A 17,247-nucleotide genomic window follows, 5' to 3' on the forward strand; every position below is an offset into this window, starting at 1 on the left:
GGGGCGCTGCCCGATGTCCGGGCACCCGCAGCGAACCCCCGAGTGAGGTTTCCCCGCGGAACCACCCGAGCGAACCGATCCGCGTGCGCTCTCCGCGGGCTTCGGTTCAGCGGCTCTTCCTCCGGTGCAGCACCACGGTCGTCAGCACGGCCAGGGCGGCCAGCAGCGTGCCGAGGAAGCCGAGGACGGGAGGGATCCCGCGGGATTCGTCGGAGCCCGCGGCCTGCCGCGGGGACTCCGCGGTTCGCCGGGCGTCGGGAGTGGCCGATGTGGTGGTGCGCGGCGCGGCCAGCTCGCCCACCTTTCCGCGCTCGGTCAGCCGGAACCCGTGGTCCAGCAGCGCGGCGGCCTGCTCGGACATCTCGACCGGGCGGTGCTCCCCGCGCAGCAGCACGGCGACCAGCCGGTGCCCGCCGCGCTCGGCGGCCACCACCCTGGTGTGCCTGGCGTCGTCGGTGAAACCGGTCTTGCCGAACAGGGCCCCGGGGTAGTTCATGGCCACATCGCTGTCACTGGCGATGCGCAGCGGCGGCTGCCCAGGGGGAGTGGGCAGCTCGGCCCGACGGGTGCTCGCGATCTCCGCGAACTCGGGGTTGGCCATGGCAGCGCGCAGGATCAGCGCCAGATCGTAGGCCGAGGTGCTCATCCCGGGTCCGTCCAGTCCGGACACGGTGGCGGCCCTGGTGTCGGTCGCGCCGAGCCGCCGGGCCAGCTCGTTCATCCGCCGCACGGTTTCCCGCCGCCCGCCGAGCTCGCGCGCGAGAGCGTGCGCGGCGTCGTTGCCCGACTGCAGGATTAGTCCGGTCAGCACCTGACGAGCCGTGTAGGTGACCCCCGGTTCGAGGCCGACCGAGCTGCCCTCGGTAGCCGCGTCGGCCCGGGTGGCCGTGATCTCGTCGGACAGCTCGAGCTCGCGGACCGCGACGAGCGCGGTGAGGATCTTGATCACCGAAGCGGGGCGGTACCTGCCGTGCGGGTTCCGCGCGGCCAGCACGTCGCCGCTGCCCAGCTCGGCGACCACCCAGCCCTTCGCCCCCACCTCCGGGGGCGGGGGAGGTGCCTGCGGTGGTGCCACGACCCCGCAGGCGCCCATCCGCTCCCCGCCGGGCGGCTCGTCCGGCACCGGCAGCGGATCCGGGGTGGGCTCGCCCGGTGGAGGGACCTCGGAACTGTCCACGGGGGACGGGGGCAGCGTGGCGTTCGAACAGGCCGCGCCCGCTTCCCGGTGGTTCCGGGCGTCCGCGGCGGCGAGGGACGGCGGCGCCAGCAGGGACAGCGCGGTCATGGACGCGAGCAGGCACCTGAGAGCCGGTGGGACGCGGCCGGACGCCGGGGGCGCTGCCGTGGGCACTGCTGGGGGCACGCGAGTCAGCCTAGATCAGGTGGGCGGGAACGCGAATCCGCCGAGCGGACCCCACGATGCTGTGGGCGTGGGCACAGCACGATACTGAGGGCGTGCGTATCTCACGTGGTATGGGACTGTTCCTGCTCGCCTTCGGCGTCTGGTCGTGGGTGCTGTGGCCGACCTTCTTCAAGAACATCCTCGCCAGCGAGGACTCCTGGTCGGGCGGGTCGCCGACGCCCTTCCTGTGGGTGCACCTGGTGATCGCGACCGTCTCGCTCGTGCTGGGCACGATCATCGGTGTGCTCGGGTGGCGCGGTTACCGAGCAGCGCGCGACTGAGCGACTCGTTGCTGCCCGGAGCCGGGGAGCTTCCGCGTGAACCGGCGCCGGGCAGCGGCTTCCGGAAGGACGGGCCCCGCGCGCCACCCCCGGAACGGGGGCGCCACGCGGGGCCGGTGGGGACGCTCGGCGCTGGAGGGGGCTCGCTCAGCGCCTGCGGAACATCAGGGCCCGCTTGACCTCCTGGATCGCCTTGGTCACCTGGATGCCGCGCGGGCAGGCGTCGGTGCAGTTGAACGTGGTCCGGCAGCGCCACACCCCGTCGATGTCGTTGAGGATGTCCAGGCGCTCCTCGGCGGCCTCATCCCTGCTGTCGAAGATGAACCTGTGGGCGTTGACGATCGCCGCGGGGCCGAAGTAGGAGCCCTCGGACCAGTACACCGGGCACGAGGTGGTGCACGCCGCGCACAGGATGCACTTGGTCGTGTCGTCGAAGCGCTCCCGCTCGGCGACCGACTGGAACCGCTCGCGCGTCGGGTCGTTGCCGGTGGTGACCATGTAGGGCTTGATCGCCTTGTAGGCCTCGAAGAAGGGCTCCATGTTGACCAGCAGGTCCTTCTCCACCGGCAGGCCCTTGATCGGCTCCACGGTGAGGGTGGTCTCGCCCTTCTTGGCGAACATGTCCTTCATCAGGACCTTGCAGGCCAGCCGGTTGACGCCGTTGATCCGCATGGCGTCCGAGCCGCAGACACCGTGGGCGCAGGAGCGCCGGAAGGTCAGCGTCCCGTCGATGTACCACTTGATGTAGTGCAGCAGGTTGAGCACGCGGTCGCTCGGCATGGCCGGGATCCGGTAGGACTCCCAGTGCAGGTCGTCGTCGACCTCGGGGTTGTACCGCTCGATCTTGACCGTGACCATCGTGGCGCCCTCCGGGATCGGAGGGGCGTCCGAGGGGAGGTCCGCGGTCTCGCTGTTCGCGTTCTTCGTGGGGGCGGTCATCAGTACTTACGCTCCATCGGCTGGTACCGGGTCATGGTGACGGGCTTGTAGTCCAGGCGAATGTCCGAGCGGAAGCCGGTCAGCCCGAGCGGTGCGTTCGGGTCCTCTTCGTCGGGCAACTGCTTGTACTGCATGCTGTGCCGCATGAAGTTGGTGTCGTCGCGCGTCGAGTAGTCCTCGCGCGCGTGTCCGCCACGTGATTCCTTGCGGGCCAACGCGGAGTTGACCAGAGCTTCGGCCAGATCCAGCAGGAAGCCCAGTTCGATGGCTTCCAGGAGATCGTGGTTGTAGCGCTTGCCCTTGTCGTGCACGGCCACTCGGCCGTACCGCTCCTTGAGCAGCTGCACGTCCGACAGCGCCTGCTTGAGGGTCTCCTCGGTGCGGTACACCGAGGCGTTGGCGTCCATCGTCTCCTGCAGTGCCGTGCGGATGTTGGCGACGCGCTCGCCGCCCTCCGCCGTGCGCAGGTGGTTGACCATTCCCTCGACCAGCTTGGCCGGTTCCTCGGGGAGCTCGAGGAAGTCGTTGCTGTTGGCGTACTCGGCGGCCGCGATTCCCGCGCGCCTGCCGAACACGTTGATGTCCAGCAGGGAGTTGGTCCCCAGCCGGTTGGAGCCGTGCACCGAGACGCAGGCGACCTCGCCCGCGGCGTACAGCCCGGGAACGACGCTCTCGTTGTCGGCGAGGACCTCGGCGTCCACGTTGGTGGGAACGCCGCCCATCGCGTAGTGGGCCGTCGGGTAGACCGGGACCGGCTCGTTCAGCGGCTCCACACCGAGGTAGGTGCGGGAGAACTCCGTGATGTCGGGGAGCTTGCTCTCCAGCACGTCCTCGCCGAGGTGGGTGACGTCCAGCAGCACGTGGTCCTTGTTCGGGCCCGCGCCGCGTCCCTCGAGCACCTCCATGGCCATGGACCTGGCCACGATGTCCCGCGGGGCGAGGTCCTTGATGGTGGGGGCGTAGCGCTCCATGAAGCGTTCGCCGTCGGCGTTGCGGAGGATGCCGCCCTCGCCGCGCACGGCCTCGGAGATCAGGATGCCCAGCCCGGCCAGGCCCGTCGGGTGGAACTGGTAGAACTCCATGTCCTCCAGCGGCAGGCCCTTGCGGTAGACGATGCCCAGGCCGTCGCCGGTCAGGGTGTGCGCGTTCGAGGTGGTCTTGAAGACCTTGCCGAAACCGCCGGTCGCGAAGATCACGGACTTGGCCTGGAAGACGTGGATCTCGCCGGTGGCGAGCTCGTAGGCCACCGCGCCGGTGCACCGCTGGGTGCCGTCGGCGTCGGTGGTCATGTTGACGTCCAGGACGTAGAACTCGTTGAAGAACTCGACGCCGTGCTTGATGCAGTTCTGGTAGAGGGTCTGCAGGATCATGTGCCCGGTGCGGTCGGCCGCGTAGCAGGACCTGCGCACGGGGGACTTCCCGTGATCCCTGGTGTGCCCGCCGAAGCGGCGCTGGTCGATGCGCCCCTCGGGGGTGCGGTTGAACGGCAGCCCCATCTTCTCCAGGTCGAGCACCGCGTCGATGGCCTCCTTGGCCATGATCTCGGCCGCGTCCTGGTCGACCAGGTAGTCACCACCCTTGATGGTGTCGAAGGTGTGCCACTCCCAGTTGTCCTCCTCGACGTTGGCGAGGGCGGCGCACATCCCGCCCTGGGCGGCACCGGTGTGCGACCTGGTCGGGTAGAGCTTGGTCAGCACGGCGGTACGGGCGCGTTGGCCGGACTCGATCGCGGCGCGCATTCCTGCGCCGCCCGCACCGACGACGACCACGTCGTACTTGTGGAATTGCATGGTGGTCTCCTTGGCTCGTCGCCTGCTGTCCGGGCGCCGTCAGCTGATGCTCGGGTCGAAGGTGAACAGCACGTACGTCCCCAACACCACGGTCAGCACGATCGAGCAGTACAGCAGCATCTTCAGCCAGAAGCGGGTATGGTCAGAACGCGAGTAGTCGTTAATGACCGTACGCAGTCCGTTTCCGCCGTGCAGACCAGCCAACCACAGCATCAGCAGGTCCCAGACCTGCCAGAACGGGGAGGCCCAGCGGCCTGCCACGAAGGCGAAGTCGATGCGGTGCACCCCGCCCTCCAGGAACAGCATGATCAGCATGTGTCCGAGGACGAGGAACAGCAGCACGACACCGGACAACCGCATGAAGATCCAGCTGTAGAGCTCGAAGTTGCTGCGGCGGGCGGCCGGACGTGCCGAGGAACGCGGCTTGTCGACGGAAAGTGGTGCTTCTGTGGTGGTCATGGTGGTACTAGCCCCCGAACATTTCCGTGACGGCACGAGTGATCATGCTGATGGCGGCCGGGATGATCAGCACCAGCCAGAGCACCAGAACGGTCCACAGCATCGGCCGTTGAAACCTCGGCCCCTCGGCCCAGAAGTCGACGAGCATGACGCGGATCCCGTTGAAGGCGTGGAAGAGCACCGCTGCGAGCAGGCCGAGCTCGAACACGATCATCAGCGGGTGTTTGTAAGTGTTGATCACGGTGTCGTACGCGTTCGGCGAGACCCGCACCAGCGCGGTGTCCAGTACGTGTACGAACAGGAAGAAGAAGGTGAGCACGCCCGTGATCCGGTGGGCGACCCACGACCACATGCCCAGGTCGCCGCGGTAGAGGGTGCCCTTCGCGCGAGGCCTGCTCTCGCGCGGTTGCCCCTCCGCCGCGGTGGCGGTTGTGCTGGCCATGACGGAAGGCCTCCAACGTCGCTGGTGGACTCTGGATCCGTCCCGGTGGCTGTAGCGCGGATCGGCCCGTGGTCGCAGCGTCCACGCCCGTGCCGATTACCCGAACGGACCCTTGACCCATGGGATGCTAGACCCGCGGAGTTCGCCTGTCCTACTCGCATGTGCCCGCTGTGATCGAGTAGACAGCCGAACGGGGCGGGTTGATCGATGTAGATGCCGAAAAACGGGGGAAGCGGGCTCCGCTCCGGAATCGTCAATCCCGCCCGCGCGAGATCCGCATCACCCCCGTCGTGGCCGCGCACGCGGCCACGTCCGTGCGCAGCCCGGTTCTGGGCGGATGTTGACATATTTCACTTCCGCGGGCGACGTGGCGATCGGGCGGGCAGCGGTGCGGAACGGTTCCGGCCGCGGTGAATGCCACCCGATCGAGGGTTGAAGCGAGCGGATCAGCGGTGCGGACCGGCGGAGTGCGCTGCTGCGGGGCGAGCACGGGGCGTTCACTCCGGTGAGCGGCTATCTTGAGGGTGTCTCCGAGCGAACGCGGGGGTGAGGAACACGTGGCTGACGAGGACTCGATCGATTGGCCCGCGTTGCGGGCCGCGGCGACTTTCGCGGCCGAGCACGCCTACTGCCCCTACTCCGGCCTCGCGGTGGGGGCGGCGGCGCGCTGCACGGACGGCCGGGTGATCGTCGGGTGCAACGTGGAGAACGCTTCCTACGGGCTGACGCTGTGCGCCGAGTGCACTCTGGTGGGAGAGCTCCGCATGACCGGGGGCGGAAGCCTGGTAGCCGTGTCCTGCAGGGACGGGCAGGGCAACCTGATGATGCCCTGCGGCAGGTGCAGGCAGCTCCTCCACGAGCTGGGCGGGCCGGAGTGCCTGGTGGACACCCCGGACGACGTCCTGCCCATGCGGCAACTGCTGCCGCGCGCTTTCGGCATGTCCACCTGAGCACGGTCGTCGAACCGGTCCGCACCGGGGTGGCGCAGCAGCTCCTGCCCCGCGAACCTCGCGTCCGGAGCCGAGATCGGGTAATGATTGGTCCCCCGGCTCGCAGTGCCGGGGGATAACGCCCCTGAGGAGTCCGCTGGAGCTCTCGGATGCAGCACACCGCCCACACCGCCGTCGAGATCATTCGCGCCAAGCGAGACGGGCACAGGCTCTCCGCGGAGCGGATCTCCTGGGTGCTCGAGGCCTACACCAGGGGCGAGGTGGCCGAGGAGCAGATGTCGGCCCTGGCCATGGCGATCCTGCTCCAGGGGATGGACGAGCGGGAGACGGCGGACTGGACGAGGGCGATGGTCGACTCGGGCGAGGTCGTGGACCTGGCGGGGCTGGAGCGCCCGACGGTGGACAAGCACTCGACGGGAGGGGTCGGCGACAAGATCACCCTGGTGCTGACCCCGCTGGTGGCCGCGTGCGGAGCGGCCGTGCCCCAGCTTTCCGGGCGCGGACTCGGCCACACCGGAGGAACGCTCGACAAGCTGGAGTCCCTGCCGGGCTGGCGCGCCCGGCTGTCCGCCGCGGAGCTGCGCCGCAACCTCGAGGAGGTGGGGGCCGTCATCTGCGCGGCCGACGAGCGCATCGCACCGGCCGACCGCAAGCTGTACGCGCTGCGGGACGTCACCGGGACCGTGGAGTCGATCCCGCTGATCGCGAGTTCGATAATGAGCAAGAAGAAGGCGGAGGGCACCGACGCGCTGGTGCTCGACGTCAAGTGCGGTTCGGGCGCCTTCGTGCAGCAGCGCGCCGAGGCCGCGCTGCTGGCCGACACCCTGATCTCGATCGGAACCGCCACCGGCCTGCGGACCAGCGCGTTGCTGACCCCCATGTCGACCCCGCTCGGGCGGAACGTGGGCAACGCCCTCGAAGTCGCCGAGGCCGTGCGGGTGCTGCGCGGGGAGGGGCCTGCGGACGTCACCGAGCTGACGCTCGCGCTGGCTCGCGAGATGATCGACCACTGCGGCCTGAGCGGGGTGGATCCGGCCGAGGTGTTGAGCTCCGGAAGGGCACTTTCCCGCTGGGAGGACCTGGTGCGGGCCCAGGGCGGGGATCCGGACGCGGAGCTGCCGGAAGCCGCCCACGTGCGCACGGTTCCCGCTCCCGCCACGGGGTGGCTGGCCGCGCTGGACGCCTACGCCGTGGGGGTGGCCGCTTCCCGGCTGGGGGCGGGGCGCACGCGCAAGGAGGACGAGGTGCGACACGGGGCCGGAGTGCGCTGCCTGGCCAAACCGGGTGAGCGGGTGGAGTCCGGTCAACCCCTGCTGGAGCTGCACACCGACACCCCGGAGGCCTTCGAACGCGCACTGGCAGCCCTGGAGGGGGCCTGCGAGGTCACCGACGGTCCGGTTGATCCGGAGCCGGTCGTGCTCGAACGCCGCACGGGCGGGAGTGAGACGTGAAACCGGCTGCGAACCGACCCACGCGTTCTCGGCCGACCGAGCTGCGGCGGGGAGGGGCGCCCCCGCTCGGACCCGCCCGCTGCTGAGTCAACCGCTCACGACTCGGCGTGAGCGGCCGCTCGACGCGCGCCTCCGACGAGGGGAGTTGTCGCATGCGGGTGATCCCGCCGGAGCAGCTCCGGCGGGACTCGCTCCCCACGCGATCCCTCGCAAGCGACGACCGGTGCGGCACCGGCCGACGTCGGAACCGATCCCGAGCCGACGAGGTGCTCCGCCGCGCGGTCACCCACCACGGCCCGGACGGGTAGACCTCCCTCAGGCCGTGTCGGCCGTGTAGTCGTCGTCGGGGTCCTCGGTGCCGCCCTGCTTGTCCGCTTCCCGCTTGGCGCTCTTGGACCGACCGCGGCGCTGCTGACGTGGCAGCGTGGTCGGCGGGGAGACGGCGGCGTTGTTGTTGCTGGGTGCCGCTCCACCACCGAGGATCAGCTCGGCGAAGGTGGCCATGGCCTCGTCGAGCTGCCCGGCGTGCTTGCGCTCGCTCTCCTCGTTGGCATTGCGCACCAGCGAGTCCAGCGACTCCGAGTCGGGGCGTTCGGCGAGGGTGCCCTGCAGCTGCGACAGGTCGTTGCTGAGCGTGCTGCTGACGTCGCCGATCCGCTCGGTGACTCCGCTCTCCACCGAGTCGATCCGGTTGTTGACGTTCTCCTCGACCGAGTCGATCCGACCGGAGACCTCGTTCAGGCGGCCCGCCAGTGATTCGAGCCGGTCGGCGAGCTGCTGCAACCGCTCGGTGGGGTCCACCGCGGGACGCTCGGCGAGCGAGTCCAACTTGCCGTTGATCTTCTCGGAGCTCTCGGAGATGCTCTCCCCGACACCGTTGCGGACCTCCTGGGCCGCCTCGGTCACCGAGCGCTGCAACGACTCCCTGGTGCCGTCGAGATGTTCGTGCACGCCCTCGTCGATCTCGGCGAACCGCCCGCGCAGACTGGTCTCCATCTGCTCGAGACGCTCCCGCAGCGGTTCCTGGACCGAACCGGGGACCTCGTCGAGGCGAGTGTCCTGCTTGTCCAGGTGCTGACCCAGCTCTTCGAGACGCTGGTGGACGTGCGCGAGCTTTTCCTCCAGACCGTCCATCCGGCCGGTGACGCCGTCGAAACGGCCCGCCATCCCGTCGAGTCGGCCGTCCAGCTGGGCGAACGGCTTGGAGAGCTTGTCGGCGAGTCCTTCGACCTGGGTGTTGAGCCCCGCGATCGCGTTTTCCTGGGACTCCAGTTTGGATAGTGCCTCGTCGAGTCGTTCGGCGAGCACGCTGACTTCGGTGCGATCGGGCAGCTCGGACAGCCGTTTGCGTACGGAGCCGAGGGACTCCAGCGGCGACATCCGGGCGTTGATCTCGTCGAGAGCGTCGAAGATCTGCTGCTGTTCGCTTTCGCGGATCTCCGCTGCCCGCGTCAGCATGTTCCGCATACGGTCGAACGACACCGTGTCTTGGCTGTTCTCGTTCACGGCAAAGGTCGTCCTTCGTCGAGGGGGAGGGAGAGGACTAGTGGAGCGTAGCGAGTGGGCCGCCTCTTCGGCAGACACCCCCCGGCATTTTTCACGAATGCGGTGGTCGTCGTTCCGCCTTTCGGGGGAGCGGATTGTGCCTTTTCGCTGATCAACACTGGTGCTCCCCGAAAAGTTTCCCGAACTGTCCGGACCGGACTCGTTCGACGGGAGGAGACCCGGCGAACGTCCCGGGTGCGTGGCGCGCGTGCTCCTGCCCCGAACGTGGGACTTTCGGCGGTGCCCGGTGGACCCGGGGCCCCGCGGATGTTTTCGGAAGCGAGCCACACACCGTCCACAGTACTAGCTCGCGATCACTCGCGGGGAGGGGTTCCTCCCGGTGCGTGAGCCAGATCGCGACGGTGTGAAATCGGCATCGCGGTAACGCTGCGCGGGCCGCGGCGGGAAGCGTGGACTTTTTCCCTGTTCGGGGGCTTCGTCGCTCTGCCGGTTACTCCCGGAAGGGGGATTCGCCCCCGGAGGAAGGGCTTTCGGACAAAACAGTGCGTGAATAAAAATCGGGAAACGCTTCACCCCGAAGTCCGCCGAACCCCCGAACAGGAACTCCCGAGGTGCCTGCCCGATGTCGGGCCTGGCCGGAGCGAGAGCCCGCGAGAGGTTCCGCCAAGCGACCACCCGGGACAACCGAGGGGCGGAACTCGCTCAGTGGACGCGCAACCGGGCTTCGAACCCCTCCACGAGCTCGCGCCACTTGGCGACCTCGTCGTCGAACGGCGGCGTGGGAGGCAGTCGGTTCGGGTCCGGGCGCAGCACGAAGGAGACCATCCAGCCGAGGCGTTCCGAGGGGTGCAGTGCCGCGTCCACGCTCTCGTCCCCGGCCCAGACCGCGGCGTCGTAGAGCAGCTCCTCCGCCAGGTCGAGCTGGGTCGGATCCACCTCGGAAGGCCCCTCGGCGAGATCGTTGTCCAGCCCGTCCAGGAGATAGGTGTTGTCCTGCTCGACCTCCACCTCCAGCTCCCCCGCGGTGGCCTTGCTCTTGATCCGGTGCCAGGTGGCCACGCGCGCGAGGTCGGAGTTGTCGACCTTGTCCTCCGCCAGGTAGCGCGCCAGCGCCCGCGGTGAGGTGCACACGTCGATGCTTCCGTCCGAGCCCAGAAAGACCGGTTCGTCGTCGAGGTAGCAGCGCAGCGAGTAGTACTCCGAGCCACCGGTGATGATCCGGATGGGGTCTATGCCGATCTCCCGCCAGAAACCGGGCTCCTCCTCGTCCTCTTCCTCCGGAGTGGAGCTGACCTCGTCCATCTCGGTGGCTTCGGCGGAGCTGGTGGCCGAGGCGTTCTCGTCGTCGCTCTCCAAGGCCTCGGCGAGTTCGCTCTCGGCGGTCGCCACGGCCGTGGAGTCCACCTCGGGGGTGGTCACCACGGCGTCGATGGCGTCGAGGAGCTCGTCCCACCGTTCGGCCACGACCTGGCACAGCCGCTTCCAGCGGCGCTGCCCCTCCTTCCCGCTGAACGGGAGGGTGCCCTCGTCGAGCAGGTCGAAGCCCTCGGCGGCCTGCAGGATCTCGGTGACGGTCTCGAGCTCGCACACCTCGGCGAGCGAGCGGGCCATCTCCACGATCTCCGAGAGCTCGTTGATGGTCCAGGTGTCCGGCGGCTCGGCCACCAGCTCGGGAACCCCGACCAGGTCGTACTGGTGGTCCTCGTCCGGACTGAGGTCCACGGCGGACAGCGCGGGGACCACGTGCCACGCGGGGTGGTCGTCCAGGTCGTTGTCCGCGCCGGACCTGACGAACGCGGCGAGGTGAGCGGGGTCGGGGAACGCGTACAGATTCTCGTCGTGGCCGAGGAAGGCTTCCCACTCCTCGCCTTCCTCGCGCCATCGGGGAGCCCAGAGGGTGACCAGATCGCCCTGCGGCAGCCCGAGCTCGATCGGGACGATGTCCTGCGCCATCTTGCTACCTCCGGTCGCCGAAGCAGACGCTGCCGAAGCCTACGGGATGGGAATTGATCATCGGTACGGTGGCGTACCGTGTCGAAGCGGTCCGCACTACGCTACCTTTGCCCGTTGCCCCGCTTCGACGGTGCCACCCGTGGGAGCGTTCCCACCGGGTTCGTGGGGCTGAGGTCCCGGTCGCGGGGATTCCGGTGACGGTGCCCTCCGGCGCGGCTCCGCAGGCGCGGAGCGGAGGGTGGACCGGCAACCGGTCACGGTTGGCGGTACCCACGCGGGGGCGGTTCGGACGATCATGAATCGAATGGATGTCACCCTGCTGTGGACCAAGATCACGGTTTGGCTCGCCGAGTACGCCCCGGCGACGGCGGCCGCGCTGAAGCAGGCCGTCCCGGCGCCGGATCTGGACGCCTACGAGGACGAATTCGCGCTGAGCCTGCCCAAGCAGTTGCGTGAATGGTGGTCCTGCTGCGGCGGAGCCGAGGAGGGCACGTTGATCGACGTGCTCCCCCCGTTCTACACACCGTACAGCGTCGCGGGGGCCTGGCGGGTCTGGTCCGGTTTCCGGAGCACCTGGACGAGCAAGTGGGAACGCCCGGCCTGCGACTACTACGCGGGCTCGGCGGGCAACAGCTTCCACCCGGCCTGGCTGCCCATCGCGGGGGACGGCTTCGCCGACGAGCTGGTGATCGACCTGCGCCCCGGCCCGCTGCGGGGATGCGTGCTGGAGTGGGAGCAGGAGGTCGCCCGGGTCGGCCCACCGGTGTGGCCCGACCTCGCCACGCTGCTGGCCGATGTTCACCGCGCGCTCACCGAGGGAGCCTCGGCCGGCTACAGCCGCGCCGTGGTTACCGAGGACGGAAGGCTCGATTGGCAAATCCGCTGATGTTTTTGGGGTCGGCGGGGTCGGCCTGGGTGCGTGGTCGCTTGGCGGAACCTCAGTCGGGGTCTCGCTGCGGGATCCTCGACATCGGGTAGCGACCTACACAACGTCGAGGCTGTCCTCGCGAGACCCTCGACTGAGAACCCGCGGCGGTGCCGACTGCTCGCGCTCACAGCGCCTGCGTTGGGGTGGCAGGTTTTTCGGGGACTGGCTTGTTGGTGGTTGCGTGGTGGAGCTTCTCGTGGGGCCTCGTTGTGGGTGCCTCGACATCGGGTAGCGGCCTGCACAACGTCGAGGCTGTCCTCGCGAGACCCTCACTGAGAACCCGCGGCGGTGCCGACTGCTCGGGCTCACAGCGCCTGCGTTGAGCGGAAGCCTTGCGCGGGGAGTTCCTCCCCGGGTTTTCGTAGCAGCTCGTGCTGCTCGCGGCGGTGCCGACTGCCCGGGCGCGCAGGCGCCTGCGTCGGAGGGGCTCCTTTTCGCCGGGAATTCCCGTTCGGATTCTCGTGGCGGCCCGGTGGGGCGGGCGTGCGAAGGCGATCGGCATTATTCGTGTCGAGCTACTACTTGGCGAGACATACTAATCGGTGCTACTTTCTAGTCGTGTCGGAGAAGAAGCCAGTGGAACGGCAGACGCAGTGGCTGCGCGGTGTGCTGGATCTGGCCGTGCTCGCACTGCTGGCCGAAAGCGGGGAGGACTACGGCTACACGCTGGTCCGGCGCCTCGACGAGGCAGGACTGCCCGGAATGAAGCCGGGAACGCTGTATCCGCTGCTGAATCGCCTGGACTCGGAAGGTCTGGTGCGCAGCGAGTGGCGAGCGGGTTCGGGCGGGCCGGGCAGGAAGTTCTTCCTGCTCACCGAGCAGGGCCGCGCGGTGCTGGCCGAGCAGGGGCCGCTGTGGACCGAGTTCGCCGAGAACGCCACCGCTGTACTCGAACGGGGGATGAGCTCATGACCGCGGAGTCGTCGGAGAAGTACCGCAACGAGTTGATGTTCGCGCTGCGGGTGCGCGATGTGCCGGGGGATCGGATCGGCGACGTGCTGGCCGAGGTGGAGACCCACGTGGCGGAGAGCGGCGAGGACCCGGTGGAGGCGTTCGGAATGCCCGGGGAGTACGCGGCGCGCGTGGCCGAGGAGTTCGGTCCGGCCGGTGGTTCACCCCGGCGAGCCGTGCTGCGCCCCGGCGTGCTGCTGGTCTGCGCGCTGGCGCTGTGCGGTGCGGAGTTGGTGACCTCCGCCGTCACCACGAGCGAGGTCGCGCTGACGATCGGTCAGCTGCTCGGCATCCTCGTCCTGCTGGCGCTGCTGGTGGTGCCGCTGTTGCTGGCCGTGCGCGCGGCGACCGAACTCCGCAGCACCGGGCGGCGACTGTGGTTCGGGCTGGGGGCGCTGGCGACGCTGGTGCTCGCACCGTTCGTGGCGAACGCGGTCGAGCGAGCGGTCGGTGCGGAGCAGGTGCTGTTCACGATGCCGCGCCCGCTGGCCCTCGTCGTCGCGGCGGTGCTCCTGCTCGGCACGGTTGCCCTGCTGGTTCGGTTCATCCGCGAGAACTGGATCGTGGATCCCAGGACCAGTGCTCGCGGGGGTTCGTGAGCCCGCCGGGCGACCTCGGACAGGTGACCGCCCGGCCCCGCGCTTCTCGCGACCCCGCCCGCGAAACGTCCCCGGACCGCTCCGGCGCTCCGGGGATCAGGTCCCGAGGGTGTGCCACACCGTTTTCAGGCCGGTGAACGCGCGCATGCGCCGCAAACCGGGGTCACGGCTCCAGTCCGGCTCCGCGACGGGGGCGTCGAACACCCGCTTCGCCGTTCCGGAGGCGTTGCGCTCCAGCTCGGCGCGGAGCTCCTCCGGAGCCCCGCTCGGGTCCAGGGCGTTCACATCGGCGTGCGCGGCCAGCCACGGAGCCAGCTCGCCCACGTCACCGGTGAGCACGTTGACGACCCCGCCCGGCACGTCGGAGGTGGCCAACACCTCGCACAGCGTCACCGCGGGCAACGGGCGCTCGCGGTCGACGAGGACCACCGCACCGTTGCCGACCGCGATCACCGGAGCGAGCGCGCTGACCAGCCCGAGCAGCGAGGAGCGCCGGGGAGCCAGCACGCCGACCACCCCGAGGGGCTCCGGCGCGGAGTGGGAGGTGTGGGGCCCGGAAACCTGGTTCGCGCCGCCGAGCACGGTTCCGAGCTTGTCGGTCCAGCCCGCGTACCAGAAGACCCGGTCGACAGCGGCGTCCACAGCGGCTTCCGCCTGTTCGCGGGAGACCCCCTCGGAGTCGGCGACCACGGTGGCGAACTGCTCGCGCCTGTCCTCCAGCATCTCGGCGACGCGGAACAGCACCTGGCCGCGATTCCGCGCGGTCGCCGCGGACCAGGTCTCGAACCCCTTCCGCGCGGCGGAAACGGCGTCGCGCAGGTCCTTGCGCGAGGCCATGGCCGCGTTCGCGAGGAAACGGCCGTCGGGTGCCTCGACGGCGTGGACGCGGCCGGACTCGGACCGGGGGAAGGTCCCTCCGATGTGGAGCTTGTAGGTCTTGGGCACCGTCACCCGCTCCCGTCCGCTCACCGGTTGTTCACCTTCAGACATCGAGGTAGGCCTCCAGACCCGCTTGTCCACCCGTGCGGGCGGAACCCGATTCGCGGTTGCCGCCGAACGGGGCAGTGGGATCGAATCCGTTGAACGCGTTCGCCCAGACCACACCGGTGCGCAGTTGACGTGCCGTCCACATCGCGCGGGAGCCCTTCTCGGTCCACACCCCGGCCGTCAGACCGTACGGCGTGTTGTCGGCCTTGCCGACGGCCTCCTGCGGCGTGCGGAAGGTCAGCACGGACAGCACCGGTCCGAAGAGCTCCTCCCGGGCCAGGCGCATCGACTGCTGCACCCCGGAGAAGACGGTGGGCGCGACGAAGTACCCGCGCCCCGGCAGCGCGCAGGGGCTGGTCCACTTCTCGGCCCCCTCGGCCTCGCCGGCCTCGACGAGCCTGGTGATCCGATCCAGCTCGGCCGCGGAGTTGAGGGCCCCCACGTCGGTGTTGCGGTCCAGCGGATCGCCCACCCGCAGGCCGCGCACCCGCTCCCGCACCCGCTCCGCGAACTCGGCGGCGATCGACTCCTCGACCAGGAGTCGCGACCCGGCTCCGCAGACGTTGCCCTGGTTGAAGAAAGCACCGTCGACCACGCCCTGAACGGCCTGCTCCTGGGCCGCGTCGGCGAAGACGATGTTCGTGCCGTTGCCGCCCAGCGCAAGCGCGGGGCGTTTGCCGGTTCCGGCCAACCGGTGCTGGACCCGCTTGCCGACCTCGGTGGAGCCGGTGAAGACCGGCTTGGCCACCTCGGGGTGGGTGAGCAGCCTGTCACCGACCCCGGCTCCCCCGGTGATCACGTTGACCGCTCCGGCGGGAAGTCCCGCCTGCTCGCAGAGCTCGGCGAAGACCAGCGCGCTGAGCGGGGTGGTCTCGGCCGGTTTGAGCACCACGGTGTTCCCGCAGGCCAGCGCGGGGGCGACCTGGCAGGCCAGCGTCAGCAGCGGGAAGTTCCACGGCAGCACCTGCCCGGAGACGCCGAGCGGTTCCGGGGAGGGGCCGAAACCCGCGTAGTCCAGCTTGTCGGCCCAGCCCGCGTAGTACAGGAAGTACGCGGCCGCGTTGGGGAGGTCGAACTCGCCTGCCTGCCGCACCGGTTTCCCGCTGTCGAGGGTCTCCAGCACCGCGAGCTCGCGGGTGCGCTCCTGGAGCAGCCTGCCCAGGCGGAACAGGTACTTGGCCCGTTCGGTGCCCGTCAGGCGGCCCCAGCCGTCGTGGAAGGCCTCCCGCGCGGCTGCCACGGCCCGGTCCACATCGGCTTCGGTGGTCGTCGGCACTTCGGCGAGGCGTTCCGCGGTGGCCGGGTTCACACCGGTGGTCGGCTCGCCCGAGCCGTCGACGAACGAACCACCGACGAACAGCCGGTACTCGTCCCGCAGCCGGGCCAGTTCCGCGGATTCGAGGGCGGGGACGTAACCCCAGGGGTCAGAACTCGGCTCCGTCACAGATCCACCGCCACGTAGTCGGGGCCACTGTAGTGGCCGTCGAGTTGCGTTCTCCGCTGCATCAGCAGGTCGTTGAGCAGGCCGGACGCGCCGAACCGGAAGAGCAGCGGGCTCAACCACTCGGGACCGGCCACCTCGTGCACCGCGACGAGGTAGCGGATCGCGTCCTTGGTGGTGCGGATGCCACCGGCCGGTTTGACCCCGCGCAGCTGTCCGGTGCGTTCGCGCCAGTCCCGCACCGCCTGCAGCAGCACGTGGGTGACCGGCAGCGTCGCGGCCGGGGATACCTTGCCCGTGGAGGTCTTGACGAAGTCGGCTCCGGCGAGCAGGGCCAGCCAGCTCGCCCGGCGCACGTTGTCGTAGGTGCCGAGCTCCCCGGTTTCCAGGATCACCTTGAGGTGGGCCCCGCCGCAGGCGGCCCTGACCTCCTTGATCTCGTCGAAGACCTGCGCGTATTGCCCGGAGAGGAAGGCCGCCCTGTCGATCACCATGTCGACCTCGCCGGCCCCCGAGTCCACGGCGAGCTCGACCTCGGCCAGCTTGGCGCGCAGGGTGGACCGCCCGGAGGGGAAGGCGGTGGCCACCGAGGCGACCCCGATGCCGGAGTCCCCCAGCGCGGTGACCGCGTCGGCCACCAGATCCGGGTACACGCACAGCGCGGCCACGGGGGGAGTGCCCGCGTGCTGCTGGTCGGGGTTGCGCGCCTTGGCCGCGAGCGCGCGCACCTTCCCCGCGGTGTCGGCCCCCTCGAGAGTTGTGAGGTCGATCATGCCGATGGCCGCGTCCACGGCGCGCAGCTTGGCGTCCTTCTTGACGCTGCGCGTGGCCAGCGAAGCCGCGCGCTGCTCCAGCCCGACGCGGTCCACGCCGGCGAGCCCGTGCAGGAAGCGTTCCAGGGTGGCCCCGCCGCGCGCCGCGTCGGCGAGGTCGGGAGGCAGCCGGGCCGGGACGTGCTGGGGCCCGGCTCGGCTCGGTGACGGCGAATCGGCCATGGCCGCAGTCTAAGCCCGTGATCGCGTGCGGAACACTCGCGCCGCGCCGTCGTCGTGCTCGCTGCTCACGGCGTGGTGCGCGGTCGCAGGAGCCGTCCGCGGCGCGGTCCGGGGCACCGCGCAGCCGAGCGCGCCCGCTTACCCCAAACCCGTTCGATGCCCTGGGGCAGGGG

16 protein-coding genes are annotated in these 17,247 nt (G+C 69.8%); 6 read left to right on the forward strand and 10 right to left on the reverse strand.

Features of this window, described 5'->3' with window-relative positions:
- Positions 1-106: 106 nt before the first annotated feature.
- On the reverse strand, positions 107-1,285 hold the full coding sequence (locus tag G9Q41_RS06810) for a D-alanyl-D-alanine carboxypeptidase family protein (protein ID WP_207630541.1): 1,179 nt from the start codon (positions 1,283-1,285) through the stop codon (positions 107-109).
- 170 nt (positions 1,286-1,455) lie between these two features.
- Between G9Q41_RS06810 and G9Q41_RS06815 the strand changes: the two genes are divergently transcribed.
- The gene (locus tag G9Q41_RS06815) at positions 1,456-1,683 is read left to right on the forward strand and encodes a hypothetical protein (RefSeq protein ID WP_092527989.1); all 228 of its coding nucleotides are present in this window, start codon (positions 1,456-1,458) and stop codon (positions 1,681-1,683) included.
- A gap of 147 nt (positions 1,684-1,830) precedes the next feature.
- Here the strand turns inward: G9Q41_RS06815 and G9Q41_RS06820 are convergent, their stop codons facing one another.
- Genes G9Q41_RS06820 through sdhC form a run of 4 tightly spaced genes read right to left on the reverse strand, consistent with a single transcriptional unit; the run spans position 1,831 to position 5,313 of the window.
- Entirely contained in the window at positions 1,831-2,622 is a 792-nt protein-coding gene (locus G9Q41_RS06820) for a succinate dehydrogenase iron-sulfur subunit (RefSeq protein ID WP_092526371.1), read from the reverse strand.
- Positions 2,622-4,412 carry a succinate dehydrogenase flavoprotein subunit gene (sdhA, locus tag G9Q41_RS06825; protein WP_092526374.1) on the reverse strand — a complete coding sequence of 597 codons (1,791 nt, stop codon included), beginning with the start codon at positions 4,410-4,412 and terminating at the stop codon, positions 2,622-2,624. The genes G9Q41_RS06820 and sdhA overlap by 1 nt, the downstream gene beginning before the upstream one ends.
- A 39-nt stretch (positions 4,413-4,451) precedes the next feature.
- Positions 4,452-4,871 (reverse strand): succinate dehydrogenase hydrophobic membrane anchor subunit, encoded by a 420-nt coding sequence (locus tag G9Q41_RS06830; protein WP_092526377.1) that lies wholly within the window; start codon positions 4,869-4,871, stop codon positions 4,452-4,454.
- A gap of 7 nt (positions 4,872-4,878) precedes the next feature.
- Complete coding sequence (sdhC, locus tag G9Q41_RS06835) at positions 4,879-5,313, reverse strand: succinate dehydrogenase, cytochrome b556 subunit (RefSeq protein WP_017976643.1); 435 nt, start codon at positions 5,311-5,313, stop codon at positions 4,879-4,881.
- A gap of 557 nt (positions 5,314-5,870) precedes the next feature.
- Here sdhC and G9Q41_RS06840 point away from each other — a divergent pair.
- Together G9Q41_RS06840 and G9Q41_RS06845 are read left to right on the forward strand one after the other, a co-directional pair.
- Complete coding sequence (locus tag G9Q41_RS06840) at positions 5,871-6,263, forward strand: cytidine deaminase (RefSeq protein WP_165631763.1); 393 nt, start codon at positions 5,871-5,873, stop codon at positions 6,261-6,263.
- Between the two features lie 149 nt (positions 6,264-6,412).
- Positions 6,413-7,714 (forward strand): thymidine phosphorylase, encoded by a 1,302-nt coding sequence (locus G9Q41_RS06845; protein ID WP_165631762.1) that lies wholly within the window; start codon positions 6,413-6,415, stop codon positions 7,712-7,714.
- Between the two features lie 315 nt (positions 7,715-8,029).
- Here G9Q41_RS06845 and G9Q41_RS06850 read toward each other — a convergent pair whose 3' ends face one another.
- Together G9Q41_RS06850 and G9Q41_RS06855 are read right to left on the reverse strand one after the other, a co-directional pair.
- A complete protein-coding gene (locus G9Q41_RS06850) occupies positions 8,030-9,220 on the reverse strand; it encodes a hypothetical protein (RefSeq protein WP_217637922.1) in 1,191 nt (396 codons plus the stop codon).
- A 702-nt stretch (positions 9,221-9,922) separates the two neighbouring features.
- Complete coding sequence (locus tag G9Q41_RS06855; RefSeq protein ID WP_092526386.1) at positions 9,923-11,173, reverse strand: primosomal protein; 1,251 nt, start codon at positions 11,171-11,173, stop codon at positions 9,923-9,925.
- A 304-nt stretch (positions 11,174-11,477) separates the two neighbouring features.
- Here G9Q41_RS06855 and G9Q41_RS06860 point away from each other — a divergent pair, with 304 nt between their 5' ends.
- The 3 genes from G9Q41_RS06860 (at position 11,478) to G9Q41_RS06870 (ending at position 13,651) form a co-directional block, all read left to right on the forward strand.
- On the forward strand, positions 11,478-12,059 hold the full coding sequence (locus G9Q41_RS06860) for an SMI1/KNR4 family protein (protein ID WP_092526389.1): 582 nt from the start codon (positions 11,478-11,480) through the stop codon (positions 12,057-12,059).
- 618 nt (positions 12,060-12,677) lie between these two features.
- Positions 12,678-13,013, forward strand: a complete 336-nt coding sequence (locus tag G9Q41_RS06865) for a PadR family transcriptional regulator (protein ID WP_165632091.1) — start codon at positions 12,678-12,680, stop codon at positions 13,011-13,013.
- Positions 13,010-13,651, forward strand: coding sequence for a hypothetical protein (locus G9Q41_RS06870; protein WP_165631761.1), 642 nt, complete (start codon positions 13,010-13,012; stop codon positions 13,649-13,651). The genes G9Q41_RS06865 and G9Q41_RS06870 overlap by 4 nt, the downstream gene beginning before the upstream one ends.
- Positions 13,652-13,747: 96 nt before the next feature.
- On the opposite strand, the gene G9Q41_RS06875 is transcribed toward G9Q41_RS06870, so the two are convergent.
- From G9Q41_RS06875 to deoC, 3 genes are read right to left on the reverse strand one after another with little or no spacing between them, the layout of a single operon-like run.
- A complete protein-coding gene (locus tag G9Q41_RS06875; RefSeq protein WP_175455153.1) occupies positions 13,748-14,641 on the reverse strand; it encodes an aldehyde dehydrogenase family protein in 894 nt (297 codons plus the stop codon).
- A complete protein-coding gene (locus tag G9Q41_RS06880; RefSeq protein WP_165631760.1) occupies positions 14,634-16,082 on the reverse strand; it encodes an aldehyde dehydrogenase family protein in 1,449 nt (482 codons plus the stop codon). The genes G9Q41_RS06875 and G9Q41_RS06880 overlap by 8 nt, the downstream gene beginning before the upstream one ends.
- Positions 16,079-17,074 carry a deoxyribose-phosphate aldolase gene (gene deoC / locus G9Q41_RS06885; RefSeq protein WP_165631759.1) on the reverse strand — a complete coding sequence of 332 codons (996 nt, stop codon included), beginning with the start codon at positions 17,072-17,074 and terminating at the stop codon, positions 16,079-16,081. Before deoC ends, G9Q41_RS06880 begins: the two co-directional genes overlap by 4 nt.
- Between the last annotated feature and the right edge of the window lie 173 nt (positions 17,075-17,247).

The organism is Actinopolyspora sp. BKK2, assembly GCF_011291845.1.
GTDB classification, from domain to species: domain Bacteria; phylum Actinomycetota; class Actinomycetes; order Mycobacteriales; family Pseudonocardiaceae; genus Actinopolyspora; species Actinopolyspora saharensis.

Bases quoted from the DNA above. Each gene is read 5' to 3' on its own strand.
- G9Q41_RS06810 (WP_207630541.1), bottom strand. From the start codon at position 1,285: ATGACCGCGCTGTCCCTGCTGGCGCCGCCGTCCCTCGCCGCCGCGGAC.
- G9Q41_RS06820 (WP_092526371.1), bottom strand. From the start codon at position 2,622: ATGACCGCCCCCACGAAGAACGCGAACAGCGAGACCGCGGACCTCCCC.
- sdhA (WP_092526374.1), bottom strand. From the start codon at position 4,412: ATGCAATTCCACAAGTACGACGTGGTCGTCGTCGGTGCGGGCGGCGCA.
- G9Q41_RS06830 (WP_092526377.1), bottom strand. From the start codon at position 4,871: ATGACCACCACAGAAGCACCACTTTCCGTCGACAAGCCGCGTTCCTCG.
- sdhC (WP_017976643.1), bottom strand. From the start codon at position 5,313: ATGGCCAGCACAACCGCCACCGCGGCGGAGGGGCAACCGCGCGAGAGC.
- G9Q41_RS06845 (WP_165631762.1), top strand. From the start codon at position 6,413: ATGCAGCACACCGCCCACACCGCCGTCGAGATCATTCGCGCCAAGCGA.
- G9Q41_RS06855 (WP_092526386.1), bottom strand. From the start codon at position 11,173: ATGGCGCAGGACATCGTCCCGATCGAGCTCGGGCTGCCGCAGGGCGAT.
- G9Q41_RS06860 (WP_092526389.1), top strand. From the start codon at position 11,478: ATGGATGTCACCCTGCTGTGGACCAAGATCACGGTTTGGCTCGCCGAG.
- G9Q41_RS06870 (WP_165631761.1), top strand. From the start codon at position 13,010: ATGACCGCGGAGTCGTCGGAGAAGTACCGCAACGAGTTGATGTTCGCG.
- G9Q41_RS06875 (WP_175455153.1), bottom strand. From the start codon at position 14,641: ATGTCTGAAGGTGAACAACCGGTGAGCGGACGGGAGCGGGTGACGGTG.
- deoC (WP_165631759.1), bottom strand. From the start codon at position 17,074: ATGGCCGATTCGCCGTCACCGAGCCGAGCCGGGCCCCAGCACGTCCCG.